Source organism: Streptomyces sp. NPDC051286 (assembly GCF_044455345.1).
In the GTDB taxonomy this organism is placed as follows: domain Bacteria; phylum Actinomycetota; class Actinomycetes; order Streptomycetales; family Streptomycetaceae; genus Streptomyces.
In genome coordinates this window covers 87,335-112,825 of record NZ_JBITER010000010.1, presented here as the reverse complement: position 1 = coordinate 112,825, position 25,491 = coordinate 87,335, and the positions used below count along the sequence as shown (strand labels likewise).

At 71.1% G+C, this 25,491-nt stretch carries 22 protein-coding genes and 1 pseudogene; 14 read left to right on the top strand and 9 right to left on the bottom strand.

Annotated elements, in window-relative coordinates:
* Nucleotides 1-22: 22 nt before the first annotated feature.
* The 3 genes from ACIBB8_RS13145 to ACIBB8_RS13135 all read right to left on the bottom strand — a co-directional run bounded on the left by ACIBB8_RS13145 (nt 23) and on the right by ACIBB8_RS13135 (nt 3,220).
* The gene (locus ACIBB8_RS13145) at nt 23-1,669 is read right to left on the bottom strand and encodes a transporter (RefSeq protein ID WP_398951403.1); all 1,647 of its coding nucleotides are present in this window, start codon (nt 1,667-1,669) and stop codon (nt 23-25) included.
* Nucleotides 1,666-2,457, bottom strand: coding sequence for an ABC transporter ATP-binding protein (locus tag ACIBB8_RS13140; protein ID WP_398951586.1), 792 nt, complete (start codon nt 2,455-2,457; stop codon nt 1,666-1,668). Before ACIBB8_RS13140 ends, ACIBB8_RS13145 begins: the two co-directional genes overlap by 4 nt.
* Before the next feature lie 76 nt (nt 2,458-2,533).
* Nucleotides 2,534-3,220, bottom strand: a complete 687-nt coding sequence (locus tag ACIBB8_RS13135) for a bifunctional DNA primase/polymerase (RefSeq protein ID WP_398951401.1) — start codon at nt 3,218-3,220, stop codon at nt 2,534-2,536.
* A 311-nt stretch (nt 3,221-3,531) separates the two neighbouring features.
* On the opposite strand from ACIBB8_RS13135, the gene ACIBB8_RS13130 reads away from it, so the two are divergent.
* Together ACIBB8_RS13130 and ACIBB8_RS13125 are read left to right on the top strand one after the other, a co-directional pair.
* Nucleotides 3,532-4,914: a transcriptional regulator gene (locus ACIBB8_RS13130; protein WP_398951399.1), complete on the top strand. Its 1,383-nt coding sequence runs from the start codon at nt 3,532-3,534 to the stop codon at nt 4,912-4,914.
* Between the two features lie 171 nt (nt 4,915-5,085).
* Nucleotides 5,086-6,600 (top strand): hypothetical protein, encoded by a 1,515-nt coding sequence (locus ACIBB8_RS13125; protein WP_398951397.1) that lies wholly within the window; start codon nt 5,086-5,088, stop codon nt 6,598-6,600.
* Between the two features lie 274 nt (nt 6,601-6,874).
* Here ACIBB8_RS13125 and ACIBB8_RS13120 read toward each other — a convergent pair whose 3' ends face one another.
* Entirely contained in the window at nt 6,875-8,158 is a 1,284-nt protein-coding gene (locus ACIBB8_RS13120; RefSeq protein ID WP_398951395.1) for an ABC transporter substrate-binding protein, read from the bottom strand.
* 174 nt (nt 8,159-8,332) lie between these two features.
* On the opposite strand from ACIBB8_RS13120, the gene ACIBB8_RS13115 reads away from it, so the two are divergent.
* Entirely contained in the window at nt 8,333-8,779 is a 447-nt protein-coding gene (locus ACIBB8_RS13115; protein WP_398951584.1) for a hypothetical protein, read from the top strand.
* 28 nt (nt 8,780-8,807) lie between these two features.
* Nucleotides 8,808-9,686, top strand: coding sequence for a formyltetrahydrofolate deformylase (gene purU, locus ACIBB8_RS13110; RefSeq protein WP_398951393.1), 879 nt, complete (start codon nt 8,808-8,810; stop codon nt 9,684-9,686).
* A gap of 295 nt (nt 9,687-9,981) precedes the next feature.
* On the opposite strand, the gene ACIBB8_RS13105 is transcribed toward purU, so the two are convergent.
* A complete protein-coding gene (locus tag ACIBB8_RS13105) occupies nt 9,982-11,268 on the bottom strand; it encodes a maleylpyruvate isomerase N-terminal domain-containing protein (RefSeq protein ID WP_398951582.1) in 1,287 nt (428 codons plus the stop codon).
* Between the two features lie 35 nt (nt 11,269-11,303).
* Nucleotides 11,304-11,912 (bottom strand): RNA polymerase sigma factor, encoded by a 609-nt coding sequence (locus ACIBB8_RS13100; protein ID WP_398951391.1) that lies wholly within the window; start codon nt 11,910-11,912, stop codon nt 11,304-11,306.
* A gap of 280 nt (nt 11,913-12,192) precedes the next feature.
* Here ACIBB8_RS13100 and ACIBB8_RS13095 point away from each other — a divergent pair, with 280 nt between their 5' ends.
* Together ACIBB8_RS13095 and ACIBB8_RS13090 are read left to right on the top strand one after the other, a co-directional pair.
* The gene (locus ACIBB8_RS13095; protein WP_398951389.1) at nt 12,193-12,567 is read left to right on the top strand and encodes an STAS domain-containing protein; all 375 of its coding nucleotides are present in this window, start codon (nt 12,193-12,195) and stop codon (nt 12,565-12,567) included.
* Nucleotides 12,568-12,660: 93 nt separating this feature from the next.
* Complete coding sequence (locus tag ACIBB8_RS13090; RefSeq protein WP_398951387.1) at nt 12,661-13,182, top strand: EF-hand domain-containing protein; 522 nt, start codon at nt 12,661-12,663, stop codon at nt 13,180-13,182.
* Nucleotides 13,183-13,328: 146 nt separating this feature from the next.
* Here ACIBB8_RS13090 and ACIBB8_RS13085 read toward each other — a convergent pair whose 3' ends face one another.
* Nucleotides 13,329-14,867 (bottom strand): class I adenylate-forming enzyme family protein, encoded by a 1,539-nt coding sequence (locus tag ACIBB8_RS13085; protein WP_398951385.1) that lies wholly within the window; start codon nt 14,865-14,867, stop codon nt 13,329-13,331.
* Nucleotides 14,868-15,024: 157 nt separating this feature from the next.
* Here ACIBB8_RS13085 and ACIBB8_RS13080 point away from each other — a divergent pair, with 157 nt between their 5' ends.
* From ACIBB8_RS13080 to ACIBB8_RS13065, 4 genes are all read left to right on the top strand, one after another.
* A complete protein-coding gene (locus ACIBB8_RS13080) occupies nt 15,025-16,230 on the top strand; it encodes an amidohydrolase family protein (RefSeq protein WP_398951383.1) in 1,206 nt (401 codons plus the stop codon).
* Nucleotides 16,230-17,384 (top strand): acyl-CoA dehydrogenase, encoded by a 1,155-nt coding sequence (locus ACIBB8_RS13075; protein ID WP_398951381.1) that lies wholly within the window; start codon nt 16,230-16,232, stop codon nt 17,382-17,384. The genes ACIBB8_RS13080 and ACIBB8_RS13075 overlap by 1 nt, the downstream gene beginning before the upstream one ends.
* Nucleotides 17,385-17,391: 7 nt before the next feature.
* Nucleotides 17,392-18,336 carry an acyl-CoA dehydrogenase family protein gene (locus tag ACIBB8_RS13070; protein WP_398951379.1) on the top strand — a complete coding sequence of 315 codons (945 nt, stop codon included), beginning with the start codon at nt 17,392-17,394 and terminating at the stop codon, nt 18,334-18,336.
* A 464-nt stretch (nt 18,337-18,800) separates the two neighbouring features.
* Nucleotides 18,801-19,307 carry an ATP-binding protein gene (locus ACIBB8_RS13065; protein WP_398951378.1) on the top strand — a complete coding sequence of 169 codons (507 nt, stop codon included), beginning with the start codon at nt 18,801-18,803 and terminating at the stop codon, nt 19,305-19,307.
* Nucleotides 19,308-19,345: 38 nt separating this feature from the next.
* Here the strand turns inward: ACIBB8_RS13065 and ACIBB8_RS13060 are convergent, their stop codons facing one another.
* On the bottom strand, nt 19,346-20,272 hold the full coding sequence (locus tag ACIBB8_RS13060; protein WP_398951376.1) for a cyclase family protein: 927 nt from the start codon (nt 20,270-20,272) through the stop codon (nt 19,346-19,348).
* A 101-nt stretch (nt 20,273-20,373) separates the two neighbouring features.
* On the opposite strand from ACIBB8_RS13060, the gene ACIBB8_RS13055 reads away from it, so the two are divergent.
* The 3 genes and pseudogenes from ACIBB8_RS13055 to ACIBB8_RS13045 all read left to right on the top strand — a co-directional run bounded on the left by ACIBB8_RS13055 (nt 20,374) and on the right by ACIBB8_RS13045 (nt 22,876).
* Entirely contained in the window at nt 20,374-21,288 is a 915-nt protein-coding gene (locus ACIBB8_RS13055) for an SDR family oxidoreductase (RefSeq protein ID WP_398951374.1), read from the top strand.
* A 98-nt stretch (nt 21,289-21,386) separates the two neighbouring features.
* Nucleotides 21,387-21,830: pseudogene (locus tag ACIBB8_RS13050) on the top strand (acyl-CoA dehydrogenase family protein); the annotation flags it as partial.
* On the top strand, nt 21,827-22,876 hold the full coding sequence (locus ACIBB8_RS13045) for a Zn-dependent alcohol dehydrogenase (protein ID WP_398951372.1): 1,050 nt from the start codon (nt 21,827-21,829) through the stop codon (nt 22,874-22,876). The pseudogene ACIBB8_RS13050 and the gene ACIBB8_RS13045, both read left to right, overlap by 4 nt.
* 226 nt (nt 22,877-23,102) lie before the next feature.
* On the opposite strand, the gene ACIBB8_RS13040 is transcribed toward ACIBB8_RS13045, so the two are convergent.
* Nucleotides 23,103-24,092, bottom strand: coding sequence for a GlxA family transcriptional regulator (locus tag ACIBB8_RS13040; RefSeq protein ID WP_398951370.1), 990 nt, complete (start codon nt 24,090-24,092; stop codon nt 23,103-23,105).
* A gap of 159 nt (nt 24,093-24,251) precedes the next feature.
* Here ACIBB8_RS13040 and ACIBB8_RS13035 point away from each other — a divergent pair, with 159 nt between their 5' ends.
* Entirely contained in the window at nt 24,252-25,475 is a 1,224-nt protein-coding gene (locus ACIBB8_RS13035) for an MFS transporter (protein ID WP_398951368.1), read from the top strand.
* Nucleotides 25,476-25,491: the final 16 nt, after the last annotated feature.

Here is a 25,491-nt window from a genome sequence, read left to right as displayed (position 1 = left end):
GAGCGGCCCGACCCGGCTCGCGTCACCCCTTGCTGACCGCCGCCAGGATCTCGGGCAGCCGGTTCGCCGTGCGCGGTGCGGCCAGCCGCAGGCCCGCCCAGGCGACCAGCGCCCCGTACGCGCTGCCGACCGGCAGCAGCACCCACAACCAGTCCTCCGCGTCGACGAGATGCAGCCAGATCGTCGCCACGATCACCGGCGCGCACAGCAGCGCCGCCGAGACCATGCCGCCGAAGATCGAGATCCAGGCGAGCCCGGCCTGCCCCGGTGCCACGTTCTTGAACCCGCTGTCCTGAGGGATCGAGTACGGGAAGTTGGCCGATGCCAGTGCCCCCGTCGCCAGCATCGCGCCCAGCAGGGCGAGCGACAGCCCTATGGCGCTCGGCAGCTTCTCCCAGTCGCCGAGCACCGCCGCCGTCACCACGGTCACCAGCACCGTGTACGGGAGAGTGATCACCAGCAACGCCGCCGCCCGCCCGCGCAGTTCGAGGTAGGCGTCCCGGGTCGAGGAGATCGTCAGCGCCACCATCCAGAACGCGGAGGTGTCCTGCCCGAACTGGTTGTACATCTGGATGCCGAGCATCCCGGCGGCGAAGCAGGCGAAGTAGACCGAGCCGGTGCCCTGCACCGCGTTGAGCAACGGCACGATCAGCCCGATGGCGAGCGCCGTCACCCAGGCGGCCTTGGTCTTCGGGTCCCGTGCCACGTACCGCAGACTGCGCCGTATCACCGTCCCCGTGCGCCCCTCGGGCAGCAGTGCGGAGAGCCGGGAGCCGCCCCTGCCGGACTTCTCCCGGGCTGCTCCGGCGGCGGCCAGGGTGGAACCGTCCGGGGCGGTCATCAGCTTCACCAGACTCCGCTGCCAGAGCCACACCAGCGCGCCCAGCGCCGCGACGGAGAGCAGCAGTTGCGCCACGGCCCGCCCGTACGACCCCTGCGCCGCCGAGTCCACCGCGCCGATCGCCGAGGCGGGCGGCAGCCAGCGCACCACCTCCGCCGCCGGGTCGAGCGCGGCCAGCCCACCGGACCGGCCGAGCCGCTGCGCACCGAAGTTGACGACCTGGATGCCGACCGCGACCACGAGTCCGCTGAGAAGCGCCAGATCGCGGCCCTTGCGGGAGCTCAGCAGCCGGGTGTTGGCCGTGGCGACGGCCCGCGCCAGGGCGACGCACACCACCAGTGTCAGCGGCACGGCGACCACCGCGCACACCACGGCTGCCGCCCCGTGCGCCACCGCGAACGCCGAACCGGCCGCCAGGCAGAGCGTGAACAGCGGTCCGATGCCGACGAGCGATGCCACCAGCAGCGCCCTGACCAGCGGGCGCGGCCGCAGCGGCAGCATCACGAGCCGGCTCGGGTCGAGGGTTTCGTCGCCGCTGGGGAAGAAGAGCGGCATCACCGCCCAGCCGAGTGCCAGTATCCCGGTCAGCAGGACCGTCAGGGACCCCGCGTGGGCATGGCCGCGCAGTGCGGTCAGCGCGACGATCTGGCCTGCGGCGAACAGCAGGGTGAGGACGACGGACGAGATGTACGCGACTCGTCTGCCGGAGGACTGCCGCAGCCCGTTGCGCAGCAGCGTCAGCTTGAGCCGTACGAAGACGCGAATGAGCCGTTCGCCGCCGGCGGCGGGGCGGGCGGCGGAGCTGACGGGTGTGTCGAGCATGGTCATCGGGCGCCGCCCAGCCAGTCGAGGGAGTCGCTGTTGTCCCGGCTGCCCGCGCCGACGAGTTCGAGGAACGCGTTCTGCAGTGACGTCGCGTCGCCGCGCACCTCGGCGAGGGTGCCCTGCGCCCGGATCGTGCCGCCCGCCATGACGGCCACCCAGTCGCACAACGACTCGACGAGCTCCATCACATGGCTGGAGAAGACGACGGTCGCCCCCGAGCGGGTGTACCGCTCCAGGACCCCGCGGATGGTCTGCGCCGAGACGGGGTCGACGCCCTCGAACGGCTCGTCCAGAAACAGTACGTCGGGGTTGTGCAGCAGCGCCGCGGCGAGCCCGATCTTCTTCCGCATGCCGGTCGAGTAGTCGACGACCAGCTTGTTCCCGGAGCCCGCCAGGTCGAGTACGTCCAGCAGCTGGTTGGCCCGCTTGTCGACCTCGGCGCCCGGCAGTCCGCGCAACCGTCCGATGTACGCGAGGAGTTCGCGCCCCGAGAGGCGTTCGAAGAGCCGCAGTCCCTCCGGCAGGACGCCGATCCTGGCTTTCACCTCGACCGGGTCCCGCCAGACGTCGTGCCCGCCGACCTCGACCGTGCCGTGGTCGGGACGGAGCAGCCCGGTCACCATCGACAGCGTGGTCGTCTTGCCCGCGCCGTTGGGTCCGACCAGGCCGATGAACTTGCCCGCGGGCAGCTCCAGATCGATCCCGGCGACCGCGACCTGTTCCCCGAACCGCTTCCACAGGCCTTGTACGCGAACGGCGGGCGGCGCCGTTCGTGCCGCGCCCGCCTCCATCGCCGCGCGCGATTCCGCCGTGTTCTGGTCCGACATGGTGCTCCTGCCCTCGATGTCCCCGTATGAGGGACCCAGACTACGAAAGGCGGGCGCGCGCGTCGGCTGCTGTCCGTCCGCAGGCGTAGGCGAGCGGGCTGATGACCTCTTCGGCGTCGGGCAGCCAGCGGTTGGCGGGGGTGGGCCGGCGTACCCACTGCACCGCACCACGCCCGCCGATCCAGGTCGGCGGGCCCGCCACGTAGTGGCCCTCACCGCGGCCGAGCAGACCGATCGCGGTGGCGCTCCAGCCCAGCCTCCGTACGAGATCGTTCACCCTGGCCGCCGCGCCGGGCAGTACGAAGAAGAGCATCCGGCGGTCGGGGGTGCAGCTGACGGGGCCGAGCGGCAGGTTCATCCGCTCCATCCGGGCCAGCGCCAGGAAGCCGGCGGACTCCGGTACGTCGATCGCGTCGAAGGCGCGCCCGGTGGGCAGCAGCACCGACGCCCCGGGCTGCTGGGACCACATCCGGCGGGCCGCGGCGCCACTGCCGGTCGACCGGCTCGCCCAGTCGGGTCCGGTGGGGTGGGCCCCGGGGGCGGCGCAGCGGGCTTCTCCGCACGAGCACCGTTCCGCCCCTTCCACCGCCTGGAGCCAGGTGCCGGGGAACACCTCCCAGTGCCGCTCCTCCGCATAGCGCACGGCGGCGTCGAGCAGTTGCTCACCTCGTTGTTGGGGGACCTGTGCGGTTTCCATGACTCCGATGGGCTCTTCCACGAACATCACAACTTCCGCGACCACCTGGGGTTACGGGCGTGACGAACGCGGTCACGGCACATCGGCCCGGCACATGGGGCGCATGGATGCATGGGCGGGGGCGCGCATGAGGCGGCACGTCGAGGGACGGGTAGCCACATGGGGGGAATCCGGAACAGTTCCCCCATGCCGAATACGCACCGAACCCGAAGAACGACACGATAAGCGCCATGAACACCGTGAAAGCCAAGGAAAACACCAACACGATGTATGTGCGCATTTGTTGGGCATATGCCGGGCAGTGATCCATGCACCGATCACTGCGGCCTCAGGGGGGAAACATGGCAGCCAGGACTCTCGTCGCACGCCAGCCGAACGAACGGCTCCAGGCGCTCATCCAGGAAGCCGGATGTTCCCATGCGGGCCTTGCCCGCCGAGTCAACATGGTCGGCGCGGAGCGCGGCCTCGACCTCCGTTACGACAAGACCTCCGTGGCCCGCTGGCTGCGCGGACAGCAACCGCGTGGCAGGGCACCGGGAACCATCGCCGAGGCGCTCGGCCGCAAGCTCGGCCGTACGGTCACAATCGACGAGATCGGGATGGCCAACGGCAAGAATCAGGCGTCCGGCGTCGGCCTGCAGTTCGCACCGACCGTGATCGGCGCGATCGAGCAGGTCTGCGAGCTGTGGCGCAGCGATGTCGGACGCCGCGACGTCCTGTCCGGCTCGGCGGTCGGGTCCTCGGCGCTGGTCGAGCCCAGCAGGGACTGGCTGATCACCGGCGCCGACCCGCAGGTGGCGCGCGCGGCGGGGGCGCGGGTCGGGATGTCGGACGTGGAGGCGGTGCGGGCGATGACGGCGGCGCTGGTCGACCTCGACCACCGGTTCGGCAGCGGACATGTGCGGCCGGTCCTGGTGCACTACCTCAACAGCGTGGTCTCCGGGCTGCTCTCGGGGGCCTACCGCGAAACGGTCGGACGGCAGCTGTTCGCGGCGGTCGCGCGGCTCACCGAGCTCGCCGGGTACATGGCGGTGGACACGGGGCAGCCGGGGCTCGCCCAGCGGTACTACATCCAGGCTCTGCGGCTGGCCCAGGCGGCGGGCGACCGGGCGTACGGCGGCTATGTGCTGGCCGCTTCGATGAGCCATCTCGCCGCACAGCTCGGCAACCCGCGGGAGATCGCGCAGCTGGCACGGGCCGCGCAGGAGGGGGCGCGCGGGCGGGTCACCCCACGCGCGGAGGCGATGTTCTACGCGGCGGAGGCGCGCGGGCACGCGTTGCTCGGCGATGTCCGGACCTGCCAGGCGGTGGCGGGCCGGGCCCTGACGGCGCTGGAACACGCCGAGCCGGACACTGGTGACGACCCGTCATGGATCGTCCACTTCGACTCCGCCTATCTCGCCGACGAGCTGGCGCACTGTCACCGTGATCTCGGCCAGGCGGAGGCGGCCGCGCGCCGGGCGACGGAGTCCCTGGCCGCTCTTCCGGAGTCCCGGGCCCGGCGCCGGGGCATCGGTCTGGTGCTGCTCGCCACGGCGCAGGTGCAGCTGCGCGAGGTGGAGCAGGCGTGTCATACGGGGACGCGGGCGATGGAGCTGCTGGGGACGGTGCGATCGAGCCGGGGCGCGGAGTATCTGGACGATCTGCAGCAGCGGCTGGTCCCGTACGCCGACGAGCCGGCGGTCCGGGAGTTCGGGGCGCGGCTGGAGCTCCAGGCGGCCTGACCGGCGTCTGACCGGAGGTCTTTTCGGGGCGCCCGTTAACTGCGTCGTCAGGGCCTGGTGTGTTACTGCCCCGGTGAAGGGGCGATGAGTGATATCAGGCGCTTGGCGGAGAGCGGCCGTCACCCGATAGCGTGAGCCGACGATCCCGTAGGTTTACACGTAGGAGCCCCGGTGACGCAGAGCGGACAGGGTGACGAGCAGCAGCCCCCTGCTGTACGGCCCGCGCACGAAGGTGTCGTGCTGCCCGCAGGTGGCGGCGAGCCCTGGATACCGGGCGGACCGGCCGACCAGTCCGCTCCGGCGGGCGGACAGCCCTGGGGCCAGCCCTGGGGGCCGCAGGCGCCGCAGGCGCCGCAGCAGGACGTGTCGCCGCAGGGCCAGTACGCGCAGTACGACCAGGGGCAGGCGTACGGGCAGCAGGGCCCGGCCCTGCCGGCCGAGCAGCCTCAGCCGTACGCCCAGCCCCAGGCGCAGCCGTACGCTCAACCCCAGGCGCAGCCGTACGCTCAACCCCAGCCGTACGGACAGTCCCAGCCGTACTCCCAGCCGCTGCCCCCGGAGGCCGTACCGGGAACGGGCACGAGTGCGGGCATGGGCGGCGACGCGGATGCCACGCAGTTCATCGCGCCGGTACCGGCCGAGAGTGCCGCGGAGGCGACCCAGTTCATCGCGCCGGTGCCGGCCGAGAGTGCCGCGGAGGCGACCCAGTTCATCGCGCCGGTGCCGGCCGAGAGTGCCGCGGAGGCGACCCAGTTCATCGCCCACGCGCAGCCGCCCGCATCGGCCTCCGACGCCGACGCGACCCAGTACATTCCGCCGGTGCCCGGTGGTGCCCCGTACGGCATCAGTCCGGAGACGCCCGGTGAGCGGCAGCCCCCCGCCGAGTTCGACAACCTGTTCCGCACCGAGGAGCCGACGGCCTCCACGCAGCAGATGCCCCGGTTCGACCCGGGGCAGGCGCCGTACCAGGGCGCCGCTCAGTCGCACCAGCAGCCCGCGCCGGCCTACCGGTCGCCGCACGGCGAGCCGTCGCAGGGCCGGGCCGGGCAGCGCAAGAAGCCGTCGCACGTCCCGCTGATCGCCGCGGTCGTCGTCGGCTGCGCCGTCGTCGGGCTGGGCGCGGGCGCGCTGATGAGTGGCGGCGACGACAAGGGCACGGACAACAAGCAGCCGGTGGCCGCGGCGAGTTCGCCCGCCGCGACGCCCTCCACGCAGGCGGCGGCCGACCCGGCGAAGCAGCAGGCCGAGGCGCTCGACAAGCTGCTCGCGGACAGCAACAACAGCCGTGCGGCGGTCATCGGGGCCGTGGAGAAGACCAGGTCCTGCACCAATCTGGACCAGGCGGTCACCGATCTGCAGGGCGCGGCCAAGCAGCGCCGCGACCTGGTGACGCGGCTGCAGGGGCTGACCGTCGACAAGCTGCCGGACAACGCGCAGCTGACCGCGGCGCTCACGAAGGCGTGGCAGGCGTCGGCCTCCGCCGACGACCACTACGCGGCATGGGCCGCGCAGGCCAAGAACGGCAGGAAGATCTGCAAGCACGGGCGGGCCCGCAGGACGTCCGAGACGGCTCAGGGCGACCGGGCGAGCGGTGAGGCGAGTAAGGCGAAGGCGCAGGCGTCGGGGCTGTGGAACTCGATCGCGGCGAAGTACGGGTTGACGCGGCGGGCGCCGACGGAGCTCTGACAGCGGTGCGGGGGTGCCGCCCAGTACCGGGACAGCACCCCCGCACCCCCTCGGTGCGCACGCCCCCCGTGCGTCCGCATCCCCCGTGCGTCCGCGTCCCCCGTGCGTCCGCGTCCCCCGTGCGTCCGCGTCCCCCGTGCGTCCGCGTCCCCCGTGCGTCCGCGTCCCCCGTGCGTCCGCACCCCCTCGGTGCGCATCCCCCGTGCGCCCGCACCCCCCATGCGTCCGCATCCCCATGCGCCGCTCCTCGACCACCGGAGGGGCTTGCGGGTGCTCAGCCCTTCGCGCTGGCCTCCGACAGTGTGTTCGTGACGTCCACGAACCCCTTCCGCTCGGCCACCAGCCGACCATTCCGCACCACTTGGAACGTCACCTTCCGGTTCACGATCCGCGGATACGCCGACGAGCCCAGCACGTCCTCGAACCGCCACCGCAGCACCGGCGTGAGACCACCGGTGTCGACCTCGGTGCCCTTGTTGAGGGCGGTCGTGATCTTGCTGCCGGTGATGTCCGGGGCGTTGATCGCCGTCACGATCTCCTTCAGTACCGTGTACGCGATCCACGTCGTCTGGACACCCGTGTCGTCCGGGTCGATCCGGTTGTCGTTGAACGCGTGCTTCCGGATCACCTCGCGCATCTCGTCCCAGCGGACATCCCCCGACTCGGGGTACCAGCCGGTGACGTACGCCCCCTCGAACGGGCTGTTCCGCCCGCCGGTGCTGTCGATCAGGGGCTGGCCGACGCTGCCGAGGACCGACGAGATCCGCACGGACCCGTCCGCCGGTCCGAGACGGCGGAAGGAGTCGAAGAACGTCTCCGTGTGTTCCCCGAGTACCGCTGTCACGCACCCGTCGGACTGCCCCGCCCCTTCCAGCGCCTGCTCGGCCGCCTGGTCGTAGGACGTGGCCGCCTCCGCCGCCCGGATGTCGGTGGACACGGGCTGCTTCTTCTCTACCTTCAGGCCGGTGCTGAAGAGCCACGCCTGGCCGTCGCCGCCCTGCGTGTCGGGGCGCACCAGGGAGACCCGCTCACAACTGCGTGCGAGCTGCTTGGCGTTGCCTGCCAGAAGCGCCGACTGGCCGCCGTTGACGGGGTACGAGTTGTAGCTGGTGAACTCCTCGGCGGAGGCCCCGTAGCCACCGATGTACGGGATCCCGGCGGCCTCCAGCGGCCCCATGAAGGAGTAGCCCTCCGGGCTGTACGAGCCGACGACCGCGACCGCCTTCTCCGCGACCGCCCGCCGGGCGCAGTCCCCCGCTCCGGTCGACGTGTCGTCCTCGTTGCACGTGACGACGCGCAGCTCGTGCCCGTCGATCCCGCCGTTGCTGTTCGCCCAACGGGCATAGGTGCGGGCCATGGCCGTCATGCCCGACATGTTCTCCGTGCCCGGACCATTGGAGCCGTCGGGGGACCAGGTCATGACGGTGACGGGCTCCCTGGAGTCCCCCGAGGCCCCAGGGAGCACACCGCAGCCGGTGATCAGCAATGCCCCGGCTGCCCCCGTACACGTGAGGAATGTGTAGGGGCGGGAGGAAGTGAGGCGTCGCCATCCGGTCATGGACCTGGACATTTCCGCGCCATGGGTAACGCCAATGTGTGCTCCGCTCAACGCTCGGTGACGCCCAGGTGAATTACAGGGGTCGGTGCGAGCCTGGAAGGAGGGAACGTACGATCGACAACCGTGCAGCAAGGTTCGGAGAACACTTCCCGTCGCGGCCGTCGCTCCTCCACCATGGGCGGCATGCCGCTCAATGACGTTCCTTGGTGGCGCTGGCGCAGCAACGTGCGCTCGGCGCTGCACATGCTCTCCGACCCCGTCTTCCACCACGAGTGCTGGCTGGCCGGCCGGGAGGGGTACGGCGATGTCACCGACGCCGTGTACCGCCTGGTCGAGGACACCTGGCTGGACAACTGGTCCGCCGAGAAATACGTCGGCACGGTCTTCCGCGACTCCAACGAGGCGGCCCTCGTCGACGTCGCCGTGCTGCGGGTGCTGCGCATCATGCACCAGGTCGGCGCCGATGCCCCCGTCTCCGCCTACCTGGAACACCACGGCTGGCCGGAAGGCGTACGGGCCGCCCGTGAGGCGCACGTGCTGCTCGCCACGAACGACGGCGAGGACCCCGACACCCCGCCGCGCTCCCTGGACGTGCTCCGCATCATGACCAGGACCGCCTGAATCAGGGACGGTGTGGCACGCTACGGACATGACCGCGCCGCAGCCTGCTGAGACCACCCCCGAGCAGTACGTCCTCACCCTCTCGTGCCCGGATAAAAAGGGCATCGTGCACGCCGTGTCGAGTTATCTCTTCATGACCGGCTGCAATATCGAGGACAGCCAGCAGTTCGGTGACCACGACACGGGTCTGTTCTTCATGCGGGTCCACTTCTCGGCGGACGCCCCGGTGACCGTGGAGAAGCTGCGGGCCAGTTTCGCCGCCATCGGGGACTCGTTCCGGATGGACTGGCAGATCCACCGGTCCTCGGACCGGATGCGGGTCGTGCTGATGGTCAGCAAGTTCGGCCACTGTCTCAACGACCTGCTGTTCCGCTCCAGCATCGGCGCGCTGCCGATCGACATCGCGGCGGTCGTCTCCAACCACACGGACTTCGCCGAGCTCGCCGCCTCGTACGACGTGCCCTTCCGGCACATCCCGGTGACCAAGGAGACCAAGGCGGAGGCGGAGGCACAGCTGCTGCAGCTGGTCCGCGAGGAGAACGTCGAGCTGGTCGTCCTCGCCCGCTACATGCAGGTCCTCTCCGACGATCTGTGTAAGCAGCTCAGCGGCCGGATCATCAACATCCACCACTCCTTCCTGCCGAGCTTCAAGGGCGCGAAGCCGTACCACCAGGCTCATGCCCGCGGTGTGAAGCTGATCGGTGCGACGGCGCACTACGTGACCGCCGACCTCGACGAGGGACCGATCATCGAGCAGGAGGTCGAGCGGGTCGGCCACGGCGTCACGCCGGACGAGCTGGTCGCGATCGGGCGCGATGTGGAGTGCCAGGCGCTGGCGCGCGCGGTGAAGTGGCACGCGGAGCGACGCATCCTGCTCAACGGGCGCCGCACGGTGATCTTCGCGTAGCGCGGAAGACCCTACGGGACACGTCCCCAGGGCGTGTTTCGAAAGTCCCGCCTGCCTGGCGACGCCTGGCACGCACGCTCACCGCGTTGTCGGGCTCGCCCCGATACGCCCGGTATCGGCGCGTCCCTCCGCCTTGCGATCGCATGCACCAGACGCCGCCAGGCCCGTCCTGCGGGCGGACGGCGCTCCCTCCTAGGGCCTGTTCTGAGTTCCCCGTCGTTCGCGCGAAGCGCGGGCGCAGCGGCGAGCGTGCGTGCCGGGCGTCGGGGCGCAGGCGGGGAACTCAGAACAGGCCCTAGAGCCGGCTGAGCGACGCCGCGGCGAAGAGCACGTCGCGGATCGCCTCCCGGTCGCCTGCCTGCCCGGCCGCCGCGTCGACGGGCGACACATGGCCCGCGATCAGCCGGCAGAACTCCGTGCTGTCCAGCGCCACCTGCGCGACCGCGTGGTCGGGCGAGCCGAGCGCGGCCGGGGAGTCCAGGGCGATGTACCAGTTGCCGCCGCCCGAGCCCTCGATCTCCAGATGGAGCGAACGGCCCGGCGAACCGGCCGTCACCAGATGCCGGGCGGGCGCCGCGAGCCCGGCCCGGCGGCGTCCGGCGAGGGCGGCCGGCAGGAGCCGGGCCGCCAGGTCGATCATCCGGTGGAGATGGGCGGCGGACGGGGCCTCGTACGGATAGTCCACCGCGTCCGCGATGTCCCCCCCGTGCACCCAGCACTCGAAGGCCCGGTCCAGCAGGGCGTCCTGCAGCGGGAGGGCGAAGTCCCCGTACGAGACGGACAGCTCGGCGACCCCGCGGCCGGCGAACGACACCGTACGGATGAGGGCGTGGCTCTGGTCGCGCCAAGGCTCGCGGACGGCCCGGGTGGGCGGTCGTCGGGCCGCCGACCAGTACGTCTCGGTGCGCGGGGCGGGGGAGAGCGGGAACTCGGAGCCGGCGGCGGTATCGCTCCCGCCACGTCCGCAGGCGGCCGGATCGTCGAGGCCGAGGGCAGTGCTGACCAGCCCGTCGACGGTCATCAGATGGCCGATCACCCCGGCGACCGTCGTCTTGCGGTTGACCGGTCGCTCACCCTCGAACCACCTCAGCCGCACCGGCGCATGCCATTCCGAGCTGTCGATGTCGCGGAGGAGCGCATCGAGGCGGGCGGTCTCCGCGTCGTACGGAACGGCCCAGCCCGGTACCGGGATCTTGGCCGGGCGACGGCTCAGACAGCCTTCGAGCACCCGGGCGCGCAGCAGCGGGTCGAGGTCCAGGCTGCGGTCGGTGTGCAGCAGACCGACCGCGTCGCGCAGCCGCAGCGCTTCGTCAGCGCAGGCGGCGCACCCGGGGAGGTGTGCCTCGACCGCCTCGGTCTCCTCGGCGGAACAGGCGGCAAGCGCCCAGGCGCCGAGAAGCGCCTTGAGCACGCCGTGGGGAAGCACCGGGGCAGCCGGCTGCGGTGGCGCCGCCGGAGATTCCGGTTCCGGTTCGCGTGCCGCCGGTTCACGTGCCGTGGGCCTGGGCGCCATCGGTACGGCGCCCAGGTCGAAGTCGTCCGCCGCCGCCCGCGGTCCCGGTATGCGCCGCGCGCCCCACATCTCGTCGTCGCGCATGTTCGCGTCGTCGTCGCCGCTCACAGCATCCGTCCGTATCCGGGCGGCTCGGACCCGTCGAGCGGGCGGGTGCCGGCGGTGGCGAGCAGCTGCAGCCCGAGCCGCAGCCGGCGGCGGGCCTCGTCCGCGGTCACCCCGAGGTCGGCCGCGGTCTGCCGGTAGTCCCTGCGCTGGATGTACGCGAGCTCCAGTGCGGACCGCAGCGGTGCGGGCATGGAGGCGACGATGTAGTCGGCGCGCGCTGCGGCGGTGGCGCGCTGCACCCGCTCCTCCAGCTCCTGCCGGGCCGCGGTGTCCTCACCCCTGCCGTGTGCGCCGTCCTCGCCCCGCGCGAACACGGACGGTTCCGCGGCACGCAGGCGCCGCACGGACTGGCGGTGGGTGAGCCGGGCCACCCAGGACCGCATCGAACCCTGCTTGGGGTCGTACGCGTCGGGGTTCTCCCACACGTACCCGAAGACCTCGCGGGTCACCAACTCGGCGGCCGACTCGTCGTTGAGCATCCGGTGGGCCTGGCTGTGGACGAGTGGGGCGAAACGGTCGTAGAGCTCGCCGAGGGCCGCCGCCTCGCCGCGTGCCAGCCGTTGCTGCATCTTGCGGTCCCAGCGGGGCGGTGCGTCTTTCGCCATAGGACCCCCAGCCCTGTCCCCCTCGTCACATCGAATGTAGTCGGCGGCACTCGCCCTGCAGGTGTTTTTGCGGCAAGTGCGCCCCTGAGAACGCCCCGGACGGCAGGGAATGCGACATCCCGGGATGTTGGAATCGGACCTGAAGTGATCATTTCTGCCTGAAACCCGTCTGTGTCTACTTCTGCGGGTCGGTGTTTCATGGGTGTGCGGCGGGGGCAGCCGCGAGGAGGAACGGATTCTTCCGGATCGTCGGATTCCCCGGAACGAGAGGCCCAGTCGAGTGACTCTGAAAGTGGCCGAGACCGAGCAGGGTGTGTGGACCGTGCTGCACATACGCGGCGAACTGGACCTGCTGACGTCGCCCGCGGTCCGCCAGTCCGTCCATGACGCGGTCGCCGTCGGACGTCACGACGTGGTGCTCGACCTCTCCGAGGTGCTGTTCTGCGATTCGAGCGGCGTCGGCATGCTGATCGCGGCCCGCCGCCTGATGCGCTCCTGCGGCGGGAGGCTGCGGCTGATTCTGCCGGCCCGCGGCGCGGAGGAGGGCTCTCACGTCAACCGGGTGCTCGCCGCCCTTGGCGTGCGCCGTCTGTTCGATGTCTACCCCGACTGGGACGCGGCCGTCGACGACGGAGCCCAGCCGCTTTCGGCCTGAAACCATCCCGCCACCCGGTGTTAAGGCCAGGTTGTCACACCGGTGGCGCGCGTAAGTGACACGTGATGCCCGCAGGCGACGTACGCTCCCCGCATGGACAGCGCAGAATATGAGCGCAAGATCGCCTTCCGCTTCGCCGCCTTCGACCAGGACGGCAACGGATACATCGATCGCGCGGATTTCAACGCCGCCGCGGCCCGTCTGCTCGCCGAATTCGGTACGACGGCCCGCTGCGACAAGGGGCAGGCGCTCTACACCGGGGCCGAGGCGTTCTGGCAGGGCATGGCGGGCATCGCCGATGTCGACGGGGACCAGCGTGTCACCCGTGAGGAGTTCGTGGGCGGGGCCGTGAAACGGCTGCGCGACAACCCCGAGCGCTTCGCGGAGATCGCCCGCCCGTTCCTGCGCGCGGCGATTGCCGTGGCGGACAACGACGACGACGGCGCGGCCTCGGTGCCCGCCGTGGAGCGGGCGCTGAAGGTCCTGGGCGCGAGCGACGAGTCGGCAGGACTGGCCGCGCGGAGCCTGGACACGGACCACGACGGAAAGATCGCCGAGGACGAGGCGGTTGCCGCGTTCGCCGTCTATTTCACGGTGATCGAGCCGGACGCGTAACGGCCTCCGGCCGGGCCGGTGCGGTCTCCTCGCCGGGACCGCACCGGCTCGACGCTCACAGGGCCGCGGCCGCCTCGGCGAGGCGGCCGAAAACGCGGTCCATGCCTCCGGACCCCGGCAGGCGGTGAGCGGCGCCCCGTTTCCGGTCAGGAGAACTGCTCCCGCAGCCTGTACTTGAGCACCTTCCGCAATGTCTCGTTGCGTGGCAGCGCGTCCACCACCTCCAGTTGCTCCGGCAGCTTGTGCACCGCGAGCCCCTCCGTGCGCAGATACCCGGCCAGCTCTGCCAGCGTCAGCGTCCCCGCCCCGGCCGGCTGCTCGACGACTGCGCAGACGCGTTCCCCGCGCTCCTCGTCCGGCAGTCCGATCACGGCCGCGTCGGCGACCCCGGGGTGGCAGTGGAGCAGGTCCTCGATCTCCTTGGCGGAGATGTTCTCGCCCTTGCGGATGATGATGTCCTTGAGCCGCCCGGTGAGGACCAGATGGCCGCTCTCCAGGAGATGGCCGACATCGCCGGTGACGAGGAAGCCGTCCGCGTCGAAGGCGTCCCGGGCCGCGTTCAGATAGCCCTGGCAGACGGCTTCCCCGCGGAGCCGTACCTCGCCGTCCGTCCCGTACGGCAGTGGTTTGCCGTCCTCGTCGGTGATCCGTATCTCCATGCCCTCGGGCGGCCGCCCCTCCGTCTCGGCGAGGTGCTCCGCCGTGTCGTCGGGGGCACCCATCGTGATCATGGGAACCTCGGTCATGCCGTACCCGTGGGTGAGCTGGATGCCTATCTCCCGTACGACCGCGTGGTAGATCTCCGGCGGTTTCGGCGCGCCGCCGCCCGCCAGCAGCCGCAGCGTGGGGACCACCTTGCGCGTCGGGTCCTTGCGCTGTTCGGTCAGGAACATGGAGTAGAAGGCGGTCGAGCCGCCCGCGACCGTCACCCCGTGGCGCCGGTAGCCGTCCAGCGCCCCGTCCATCGTGAAGTGCTCGAACAGGACCGCGGGGAATCCGTACAGCAGCAGCATCACGGTGTAGTCGGGCCCGGCGATATGGGCGAACGGGAACGCCATCGAGCCGATGTCGTCGGCCGACAGTTGCAGTGCGTGGGCCAGGCACGAGCCGCCCGCGATCAGGCTGCGGTCGGTGTGCAGGACGCCCTTCGGGTCGGAGGTGGTCCCCGACGTCCAGTAGATCCAGCGCACCGCCGTGCCGTCCACGGGAGGGGGCGGGAGCACGGCGGGGTGGCCGTCCGGCAGTTCCTCGTACGCCTCGAGGATCTGCGGCGGCTGCTCGAGGTCCGCGGCGATCCGGTGCGCCATCGCGACGTGGTCGAAGCCGCGCCAGGTGCCGGGCACGGCGAAGAAGGCGGCCTTCGACTCGCGCAGCGCGAACCCCACCTCGCGGTCCCGGTAGAACGGGATGACGGGCGACTGCACGGCCCCGAGCCGGGTGAGGGCGAAGGAGAGCAGCGCCGTCTCCAGGCGGGTCGGCAGCTGCCAGGCGACGACGCTGCCGGGGCGCACCCCCAGCCCGTACAGGCCGGCCGCGACCCGCTCGCAGCGGTCGCGCAGCTCGCCGAAGGTGAGGGTGCGGTCGTCCTGGATGAGGACGGGGCGGTCCGGGGTCAGCGCGGCGCGGCGCTCGATGAGTTCCCAGAAGGTGGCCGATGCGCCCAGGGCGTGTGCGGTTTCGTTCACTGCGTTCCCCCGCTCCCTTGTAGCTGACGGGTAGTCAGATGATGCGGAGAGCGTAGAGCGCCGCGCCTTGTCGGTCCAGGGGTGCGGGGCTAGCCTGAGAGCCGAGCCAAAACTGACGGGGCATCAGATACATGCCTTGTGCGCCGAAGGGGACACCATGACGGAACTGCCTCGGATCGTCAGCGTCGACGACCACGTGATCGAGCCGCCGCACCTCTTCTCGACCTGGCTGCCCGCCAAGTACCGCGACCGCGGTCCGCAGCCGCTCACTGCCGGGATCGGCGAGCTGGCGTACACGGGTGGCAGGTACGTCATCACCATGGATCCGGACGGGCCGCCGACCGACTGGTGGATCTACGAGGACCTGAAGTTCCCGTACAAGCGGAACATCGCCGCCGTCGGCTTCGACCGCGACGACATGTCGCTGGAGGGCATCACCCGGGCCGAGATGCGGCGCGGCTGCTGGGACCCCGTCGAACGCCTCAAGGACATGGATCTCAACCATGTCGAGGCGTCGCTCTGTTTCCCCACCTTCCCGCGCTTCTGCGGCCAGACCTTCGCCGAGGCCAAGGACAAGGAGGTCGCGCTCGCCTGTGTGCGCGCCTACAACGACTGGATGGTGGAGGAGTGGTGCGGCGACAGCGGCGGCCGGCTGATTCCGCTCTGCATCATCCCGCTCTGGGACATCGGCCTGGCGGTCACCGAGATCAGGCGGAACGCCGCCCGCGGGGTGCGGGCCGTGACGTTCTCCGAGATCCCCACCCATCTCGGCCTGCCGTCGATCCACAGCGGCTACTGGGATCCGTTCTTCGCCGTCTGCCAGGAGACCGGCACGGTCGTCAACATGCACATCGGGTCCAGCTCGCAGATGCCCGCCGCCTCGCCGGACGCCCCGCCCGCCGTACAGGCCTCGCTCTCCTTCAACAACGCGATGGCCTCGATGATGGACTTCCTGTTCAGCGGAGTGCTGGTGAAGTTCCCGCAGCTGAAGCTGGCGTACAGCGAGGGCCAGATGGGCTGGATCCCGTACGCCCTGGAGCGCGCCGACGACGTGTGGGAGGAGCACCGGGCCTGGGGCGGGGTGCGCGATCTGATCCCGGAACCGCCGTCGACGTACTACTACCGGCAGATGTTCTGCTGCTTCTTCCGCGACAAGCACGGGGTCGCGTCGCTCGACGTGGTCGGGCGGGACAACGCCACCTTCGAGACCGACTATCCGCACGTCGACTCGACCTTCCCGCACACGAAGGAGGTCGCGCTCGACCACGTCAAGGGACTGGACGACGAGACCGTCTACAAACTGATGCGCGGAAACGCGATCAGGATGCTGGACCTGGATCTCGACCGGGACCGGGGCCGGTAGTGGATCTCGCGGACACGGACGAGGAGCAGGAGTTCCGGGCGCGGCTGCGGGAGTGGCTCGCCGCGGTGCTGCCCGGGCTGCCGGCGAAGCCCGGCCCCGACGACTGGCCGGGCCGGCGGGCCTACGACACCGCTTGGCAGCGCATGCTGTACGACGCCGGGTACGCGGGGCTGCACTGGCCCGTCGACGCCGGCGGGCGGGGCGCCACCCCCACCCAGCACCTGATCTTTCTGGAGGAGACGGAGCGGGCCGGGGCGCCGTACGTCGGCGCGAACTTCGTCGGGCTGCTGCACGCGGGTCCCACGATCGCGGCCGAGGGCACGACCGGGCAGCGCGCCCGCTGGCTGCCGCCGGTGCTGCGCGGCGACGAGATCTGGTGCCAGGGGTTCAGCGAGCCGGAGGCGGGCTCCGACCTGGCCTCGCTGCGGACCCGGGCGGTCCGGGACGGCGACCACTACGTCGTCACCGGCCAGAAGATCTGGACTTCGCACGCGGAGGTGGCCGACTGGTGCGAGCTGCTCGTGCGGACGGATCCGGCGGCGCCGAAGCACCGCGGGATCAGCTGGCTAGCGATGCGGATGGACGCCCCCGGCGTCACCGTCCGCCCGTTGCGCACACTCGCCGGATCCACCGAGTTCGCCGAGATGTTCCTCGACGAGGTGCGGGTGCCGGTCTCCCACCGGGTCGGCGCCGAGAACGACGGCTGGAGGGTCACCATGGTCACCCTCTCCTTCGAACGCGGTACGGCGTTCGTCGGCGAGGTCGTCGCCTGCCGTCGCACCCTGAACGCCCTGGCCGCCGAGGCGCGGCGCAGCGGCCGGTGGGACGACCCGGTGCTGCGCAGGACGCTCGGCAGACTGAACGCCGAATTCCGGGCGCTGTGGCGGCTCACCCAGTGGAACGTCGGCGAGGCCCAGCGCAGCGGCGGCGTCCCCGGCACCGGCGGCTCGGTCTTCAAGCTGCGCTACTCGCAGGCCCGCCAGGAGCTGTACGACACGGCCGCGGAGGTGCTCGGCGCGGACGGGGCCGATCTGGACCGGGAATGGGTCCTGGACCGGCTGACCTCGCTCTCGTACACGATCGCCGCGGGCACCTCGCAGATCCAGCGGAACATCGTCGCCGAGCGGATCCTCGGCCTGCCGAAGGGGCGCTGAGCGGACTGTGGACTTCCAGCTTTCGGACGACCAGCGGGCCCTGCGGGCAGGGATACGGGAGCTGCTCGCCGGCCGCTTCGGCAGGGACCGGATGCGGGCCGCGCTCGACGCGGGCGTGGCCGTCGACCGGGGGGTGTGGGGGGAACTGGGCGCGGCCGGGTTCTTCGCGCTGCGGCTGCCCGAGGCGGACGGCGGCGTGGGGCTCGGGCTGCCCGAGTCCGTGCTTCTGTTCGAGGAGGCGGGGCGGGTGCTGCTGCCCGGACCGCTGGCGGCCACACATCTCGCCGCGGGGGCGGTGAAGGGGGCGGCGGACGGCGGGGCGGTGGTCGCGGTGCTGGACGAGGGGCGGCCGGTGGCCCATCTGGAAGCGGCGGACGCGCTGATCACCCTGGGGGGAGCGGCGGCGCGGGTCCTGGAGGGGGATGACGTGCGGGAGCTCGTACGGACGGCGCGTCCCGTACGGTCACTCGACCCGCTCACGCCCCTGCACCGCGTGACGGCGGGCGTCGAGGACGGGACCCCGCTGCCCGGGACGACGCCGTTCCGGCTCGAAGGCGCCCTGCTGACCGCTGCCGAGCAGCTCGGCAGTGCCGCCCGGACCACTGAGATGGCCGTCCGGCACGCCCGTGAACGCGAGCAGTTCGGATCGCCGATCGGCGCCTTCCAGGCGGTCAAGCACCTGTGCGCCCAGATGCTGGTGCGCGCCGAGGTGGCCCGTACGGCGGTGTACGCGGCAGCGGTGACCGCGGACCCGGCCGAGGTCGCGGGCGCCAAGCTGCTCGCCGACGAGGCGGCCGTCCGCAACGCACGGGACTGCCTCCAGGTGCACGGCGGCATGGGCTTCACCTGGGAGGCGGACGTTCATCTGCATCTCAAGCGGGCGTGGCTGCGGGCCGGTCAGTGGCTGACGGCGGCAGAGGCCGAGGAGGCCCTGGCGGCAGATCTGTGCTGAGTGCACGCATGTGACGGGAGAGGCATCTGGGGTTCACGCTGCGGAGTTACCCGGTGCAGTCGGTCAGTGCCGATACCGGCTCGTGTCCTTTGCGTGATTCGTCACGGGCCGCAGTTGCCCTCGGCTCGGGTACGCTCCGTTGGATGCGAGTGGTTCTGGAACCGGGCGGTCCGGGTGTTGCCGGTGCGGCGACTCCGGTCCGGACGAGGTGCCCTGCTCGCGTCCCACGCAGAAGCGCCGGGCCTGCCCGGGGAGCGTTCCGCACGGCTTCGGTGCGCTGCTGTTCGACTCCCCGCGACGTGCGTCGCACAGTATGCACCACGCGTACTCCTTCGCGCTGGAATATGCCCGAAGCGCTTGTTGCGGTGACTGTACGTCAACCATGCTGTCTCGCAAGGGAATCACGTTCCGTGACCCTGAGGAGGCGCGAGGCGATGTGTCCGCCGGTTCGGATGGTGTGAGCGGTGCAGGTGCTTCAGGTTCAGCTGGAGGTCGGTCCGGATCCCGCGGAGGTCGGGCGGGCCCGTAGATGGGCGCGGTCGAGACTGGTCGGCTCCGGGATAAGAGACGACGAGCCACTGGCCGAGACGCTCATCCTGCTGATCTCGGAGCTGGTCACCAATGCGGTCGTCCACACCGGCTGTCCGGCCGTGCTGCGCATGCTGTTCGGCGCGACGGGAGCGGCCGGGACCTCCGGGACCGTACGGGTCGAGGTGGCCGACACCAGCTGCCGCCCGCCGCAGCAGCGGCACGCGCAGGGCGAGGACACCGGCGGCCGCGGCCTGGAGCTGGTCGACGGCCTCGCCGACCGCTGGGGCTGGCAGCCGGAGGGCGCCGGAAAGCGGATCTGGTGCGAGGTGGACCGGGGCGCGCCGGTGGTGCAGATGCGGACGGGTGCGCACGGTCCGGGCATCGGCGCCCAGAGCACCGGCCCGTACGAACCGTCGCGCGCCGTCACACATCAGGCGTAGACGCCGGAATGCGCTGGAACGTCCCGGGCCGTGGCCGGTCAGAGAACGGCGACCGGGGCCACAGGCGTGCCGGTGGCGCCGACGAACGGTTCCGGCATCGCGGAGAGCAGGAAGCCGTAGCGCTTCGCCTCCGCACAAGCGGTGGACAGCGTTTCCAGGTTCCAGTTCTGGCCCTGCAGCATGCCCATCTCGACCAGATCGAGCGCGTGCACGCCCAGCCACAGGTCCTCGATCTCCGCCGGGAAGATCTCGAAGGTCAGCGTGTCATTGGCGACCGCGGCGACATCGCGGGCATGGAACCACTCGGGCGTCCGGATCGACAGGCCGGGTGACGGATAGGCGTACGCGTGCTTGTCGCCGGCCAGATACACCTGGACCTGCCCGGTGCGTACGAGCACGATGTCCCCGGCCCGGACCCGGACCCCGGCGAACTCCTCCGCCGCGTCCAGGTCTTCCGGGGTGACGGCGTGGTCGCCGGGCAGCCGGTCGACACCGTGGGCGCGTGCCACGTCCAGCAGGACACCGCGCGAGACGAGGTGCGGGGGCTTGTCGATCCCGCTGAACTCGGCGCCGCCGTGCGCGGTGACGGTGGTGGCGGGACGGCCGTTGTAGATCCTCCCCGAGTGCGAGGCGTGCGTGAGCGCGTCCCAGTGGGTGGCCGCCTGCAGGCCGAGCGTCACGACGTCGTCGCTGGTCGCGACCGTACCCGGGCCGAAGAGCTCCTGGTTGATCTGGACCATGGCGTGCAGTGGGTTGACCCGCCCCGGAATCAGTCCGCTCTGCACACCGTCCTGCTGGAGCGGGAGCGCGAGGGGGATCCGCTGCCCCGTGCGGACGGTGGCCGCCGCGTCCCGCACCACCGCGTCCGTGATCAGGTTGAGCGTCCCGATCTCGTCGTCCGCGCCCCAGCGCCCCCAGTTGTTCACGCGCTTGGCGATCTCGTGGAACTCGGCGGGCAGGGACATGACGGCCTCCTCGAATCGGTGGGGCGCCGGGTCTTGTGCTGACGGAGCCGACTGCCCATAAAATCTAACGGTCCGTCAGAATCCGTGGGAAGGGGCCGGGCATGGGGAACTTCTTGGCAGGCAAGGTGGTGGCCGTGACCGGTGCCGGCCGTGGCATCGGACGGGCCGTCGCGATCGCCGCCGCGGCACAGGGAGCCAGGGTCGTCGTCAACGACTACGGCGTCTCCGTCGAGGGCGCCGAGCCGACCAGTGCGATAGCCGAGTCCGTTGTCAAGGAGATCGAGGCCGCGGGCGGCGAGGCGGTCGCGGTCGCCGACGACATCTCCACGATGGAGGGCGGCCGGCGCGTCGTGGACACGGCGCTTGCGCGGTTCGGGCGGATCGACGGGGTCGTGTGCGTGGCCGGGATCCTCCGCGAACGGATGCTGTTCAACATGACCGAGGAGGAGTGGGACCCGGTTGTCGCCACCCACCTCAAGGGCACCTTCACCGTCTTCCGCGCGGCCTCGGCGGTGATGCGGAAGCAGGAGGGGGGCGGCACGCTGATCGGCTTCACCAGCGGCAACCACCAGGGCAGCGTCGCCCAGGCGAACTACAGCGCCGCGAAGGGCGGCATCATCTCGCTGGTCCGCAGCGCGGCGCTCGGCCTGCACAAGTACGGCGTCACGGCGAACGCGGTCGCCCCGGTGGCCCGGACCCGGATGTCCGCGAACGTCCCGATGGAGCTGAAGGAGATCGGCGAGCCGGAGGACGTGGCCGCACTCGTCGTCTACCTGCTCAGCGAGCGGGCGCGGGAGGAGAAGATCACCGGCCAGGTGTACACGATCGCGGGCCCCAAGATCGCTGTCTGGGCCCAGCCGAGGGAGCTGCGGGCGGGATATACGGAGGGGGCCTGGACGCCGGAAAGAATCGCCGACTTCCTGCCGGGGACGGTGGGGGTGGACCCGATGCCGATGCTGGCGCAGCTGGACGCGATCGCCGCCGCGGCGGCCGCCGGGGCGAGACCCAACGCGTGACGCCCTCCCTGGGCGTGTTTCGAAAGCCCCGCCTGCCTGGCGACGCCTGGCACACACGCTCGCTGCGTTGTCGGGCTCACCCCGATTCGCCCCGTACCCTGGCGCGCGGTGTCTCCACCCTCGTCCAGCAGATCGGCTTCGCCGCCGAACTGGACCGCGTCATCCGCGCCGCCGCCGACAGCGGCGCGGTCACCGACCCCGTACTGCGCGAGCGGCTCGTCCGTCAGCGGGCGGAGCTGAAGACCATGTGCTGGAACGCCCCGCGCACCCTGGGTGGTTCGGGCGACGCGGGCGTCCCCGGCGTCGCCAAGCTGCTCTGGGGCGGACGGCACCGACGTCTCGGCGAACTCGCCGTGGAGATCAGGGGCACCGTCGGAGCCGTGGGTCCGGACAACTGGTCGCCCGCCAACCCGTACGAACTTCACGAAGCGCAGCGCCTGTTCCTGTTCACCCGGTCCGACACCATCTACGGCGGCTCGGACGAGATCCAGCGGAACATCATCGCCGAGCGGGTGCTCGGCCTACCGAGGGAGCCGAGATGAGAGGCGTCGTCTTCGACGGCAAGCAGACCGAGGTCGTCGACGACCTGGAGATACGCGACCCGGGCCCGGGCGAGGTGCTGGTCGCGGTGGCCGCCGCGGGCCTGTGCCACAGCGATCTGTCGGTCGTCGACGGAACCATTCCGTTCCCGCTGCCGGTGGTCCTCGGGCACGAGGGCGCGGGCGTGGTGAAGGCGGTCGGCGCGGGCGTCGTCCATGTCGTGCCCGGGGACCACGTCGCGCTCTCCACCCTGGCCAGCTGTGGCGCGTGCGCCCAGTGCGACCGAGGCCGGCCGACGATGTGCCGCAAGGCGATCGGGATGCCGGGGCAGCCGTTCTCCCGGGGCGGCACACCCCTGTACCAGTTCGCATCCAACTCCGCGTTCGCCGAACGGACCCTGGTCAAGGCCGTGCAGGCGGTGAAGATCCCGGCGGACATCCCGCTGGCCTCCGCGGCCCTGATGGGCTGCGGCGTGGTGACGGGCGTCGGAGCCGTACTCAACCGGGCGAAGGTCGACCGCGGTGACACGGTCGTCGTGATCGGCACCGGTGGCATCGGGCTCAATGTGATCCAGGGCGCCCGGATCGCGGGCGCGCTGACGATCGTCGCGGTGGACACCAACCCGGCGAAGGAGGCGGTGGCGCGGCAGTTCGGCGCGACGCACTTCCTGACGTCGACGGACGGTGTACGCAAGATCCTGCCCACCGGCGCCGACCACGCCTTCGAGTGCGTGGGCCGTACGGAACTGATCCGGCAGGCGATCGACCTGCTGGACCGGCACGGCCAGGCGATCCTGCTGGGCGTCCCGGCGGCGACGGCGGAGGCATCGTTCCTCGTCTCGTCGATGTACCTGGACAAGTCGATCCTCGGCTGCCGGTACGGCTCCTCGCGCCCGCAGCGTGACATCGCGCTCTACGCGGAGCTGTACCGGTCCGGCCGCCTCATGCTCGACGAACTGGTCACGGAGACGTACCCGGTGGAGGAATTCGCGAAGGCGGCGGATGACGCGCACCACGGAAGGGTGGCGCGCGGGGTGCTGGTCTTCTAGGAGGGCACTGAAGATCTTGGCCGGGCTCCCGACGCCTTGCACGCACATCTGCGGCGTTGCCAAAACGGCCTGATAGCTCCGCTATGAGGCCGCTTCGGCGCCTTGCAGCTGCACGCACCAGACGCCGCTCGCTGATCCGGCCAAGGTCTTCAGCACCCTCCTAGGGCAGGGCGCTGGGGGTCCGTCCACGGGTCCGAAAGGCCCTGGGGCCGCCGCTTCTCCGCCTTCACCGGCCCCCGACCGTCGCCCGGAACGTCCGCCGGTACATCGTCGGCGACACCCCCAGCGCCGCCTGGATGTGCTGCCGCAGTGACGTCGCCGTGCCGAACCCCGCCTCGCGCGCCACCTGGTCGATCGACAGATCCGTGGACTCCAGCAGCCCCCGCGCTCGCTCCACCCGCTGCTGGGTCAGCCACTGCCCGGGGCTGATCCCGACCTCCTCACGGAACCGGCGCGTGAACGTCCGTACGCTCATCGACTCCTGCTGCGCCATGTCGCGCAGCAGGATCGGCCGGTCCAGCCGCCCCAGCGCCCAGGCCCGCGCACCGGTCGTGGTCGCGAACTGTGCCTCCGGGACGGGGCGCTGGATGTACTGTGCCTGTCCGCCGTCGCGGTGCGGTGGCACGACCGTGCGGCGGGCGACGTCGTTGGCGACGGCCGTGCCGTGGTCGCGGCGCACGATGTGCAGACACAGGTCGATGCCGGCGGCGACCCCGGCGGATGTGAGGACGTCCCCGTCGTCGATGAACAGGACGTCCGGGTCGACCTGGACCTGCGGGAACAGCCGCTGGAAGTGGTCGGCGGAAGACCAGTGCGTGGTGGCGGGGCGCCCGTCGAGGAACCCGGCGGCGGCGAGGACGTAACTGCCGGTGCAGATCGAGACGAGCCGGGTGCCCGGCCTGATGTACGTGAACGCCGCGGCGAGCTCGTCCGTCAGCCTGCCCTCTTTGTGGACGGGGCCGAGTTCGTACGAGGTGGGGATGACGACCGTGTCGGCGGTGGCCAGTGCTTCGGGGCCGCGCTCGACCGTGATCGTGAAGTCCGCGTCGGTGGAGACCGGTCCCGGTGGGCGGACGGAACAGGTAACGACTTCATAGAGTTTCCGGCGCTTGCCATGCGGCTCGGAACTGAGCGCCAGGCCGAAGATCCTTTGAGGGATGCCCAGTTCGAACGGGAGCAGCCCGTCAAGGGCGAGGACGACGACTCTGTGTGTCACAGCGAGGCTCCCATCACCCCTAGTGGTATAGACCATAAGCTGATACATGTCACCGACGTGAAGGAAAAGTCAGCAGAGTACGAGTGCATTCCCGGCACGGCCCGCGCGAACGCACCCTCGCATTCGTCTCCCTTGGATTCATCGCCCGCCCTGCCGCCCATGGACACGCGCCGGGACGGCGAACGACCGGGAAGCGAGCTCTGGAACCGTAACTTCCGGCTCTTCTTCATCGCCCGGACCGCCGCACTCTTCGGCGACGGCATGATCCCGGTGGCGCTCACCGCGGGTCTGCTGGGAGCGGGGCGCCCGCACGCGTCCGTCGGCTTCGCGCTGGCTGCCTGGATGGGACCGCTGGCGCTCTTCGTGCTCTTCGGCGGCGTGCTGGCGGATCGGTTCACCCCGCGTCGAATGATGATCATCGCCGATGCGTTGCGCCTGGTCGGGGCATCCGTGCTCGCCGTCTCCTTCGCGACCGGCAATCCGCCGCTGTGGGCGGTGTACGCGCTGAGCGCGGTGGCCGGCGTCGGTGCCGCTCTCTTCCAGCCGGGCGTCGCGTCGACCGTACCCCGGGTGTCGCTGGACGTGCAGCGCGGCAATGCGGTGCTCCGGGTCTCCGAGGCGCTGATGACGATGGCGGGCCCGGCCTTCGCGGGACTTCTGGTCGGACTGGCGAGTGCCGGAGCGGTGTACGCGGCGAACGCGGCGACGTTCGCGGTCTCCGGCGTCTGCCTCTTTCTGCTGCGGCTCGCCCCGATGCCGTCCGACACGGTGCAGCGCGGCACATTTGTCGCCGAACTGGTTGACGGATGGCGGGAGTTCAAGGCCCGCAGCTGGCTGTGGGGGGTGATCGCGATCTGGACGGTGTACGGATTCACCGTGATCGGCCCGATGCTCCCGCTGACCGCGGTCGAGGTCACCGAGGCGCACGGCTCGGGGACGTACGGCGTGATGATGGCGGTCAACGGCGCGGGCAGCGTGGTCGGCGGGCTGCTGGCCCTGCGGCTGAGACCGCGCCGCCCGCTCGCGGCGGGCGCGATCGCGCTGACCGGGGTGTGCGTGAACCTGGTGGTGCTGGGGCTCCGGCTGCCGGTGTCCGCGCTGGGGGTCGGGCAGTTCGTGGCGGGCGGGGTGTTCGCGTTCTGGCTGGTGATGTGGTCGACGACGGTCCAGACACACGTCCCGCCGGAAGCCCTGAACCGGCTGCACGCGTACGACGTGGCGGGCTCCCTGCTGATGCTGGCCGCGGGCCGGGCGCTGGCGGGACCGGTCGCGGACGCGGTGGGCGCCCCCGAGGTGCTGCTGGCCGGAGCGGTGATCAACGCACTGGTGGTGGGTGTGCTGCTGGTGACCCGCCCGATCCGGCGCCTGGAGCGGATCGGGTGAGCCGGGTGACCGCGCA

Coding starts and splice junctions, on each gene's coding strand:
- ACIBB8_RS13100 (WP_398951391.1), bottom strand. CDS start 11,912: ATGGCGAAAGACGCACCGCCCCGCTGGGACCGCAAGATGCAGCAACGG.
- ACIBB8_RS13060 (WP_398951376.1), bottom strand. CDS start 20,272: ATGTCCCTGCCCGCCGAGTTCCACGAGATCGCCAAGCGCGTGAACAAC.
- ACIBB8_RS13105 (WP_398951582.1), bottom strand. CDS start 11,268: ATGTGGGGCGCGCGGCGCATACCGGGACCGCGGGCGGCGGCGGACGAC.
- ACIBB8_RS13130 (WP_398951399.1), top strand. CDS start 3,532: ATGGCAGCCAGGACTCTCGTCGCACGCCAGCCGAACGAACGGCTCCAG.
- purU (WP_398951393.1), top strand. CDS start 8,808: ATGACCGCGCCGCAGCCTGCTGAGACCACCCCCGAGCAGTACGTCCTC.
- ACIBB8_RS13145 (WP_398951403.1), bottom strand. CDS start 1,669: ATGACCATGCTCGACACACCCGTCAGCTCCGCCGCCCGCCCCGCCGCC.
- ACIBB8_RS13035 (WP_398951368.1), top strand. CDS start 24,252: ATGGACACGCGCCGGGACGGCGAACGACCGGGAAGCGAGCTCTGGAAC.
- ACIBB8_RS13090 (WP_398951387.1), top strand. CDS start 12,661: ATGGACAGCGCAGAATATGAGCGCAAGATCGCCTTCCGCTTCGCCGCC.
- ACIBB8_RS13120 (WP_398951395.1), bottom strand. CDS start 8,158: ATGACCGGATGGCGACGCCTCACTTCCTCCCGCCCCTACACATTCCTC.
- ACIBB8_RS13140 (WP_398951586.1), bottom strand. CDS start 2,457: ATGGAGGCGGGCGCGGCACGAACGGCGCCGCCCGCCGTTCGCGTACAA.
- ACIBB8_RS13045 (WP_398951372.1), top strand. CDS start 21,827: ATGAGAGGCGTCGTCTTCGACGGCAAGCAGACCGAGGTCGTCGACGAC.
- ACIBB8_RS13055 (WP_398951374.1), top strand. CDS start 20,374: ATGGGGAACTTCTTGGCAGGCAAGGTGGTGGCCGTGACCGGTGCCGGC.
- ACIBB8_RS13080 (WP_398951383.1), top strand. CDS start 15,025: ATGACGGAACTGCCTCGGATCGTCAGCGTCGACGACCACGTGATCGAG.
- ACIBB8_RS13115 (WP_398951584.1), top strand. CDS start 8,333: ATGGGCGGCATGCCGCTCAATGACGTTCCTTGGTGGCGCTGGCGCAGC.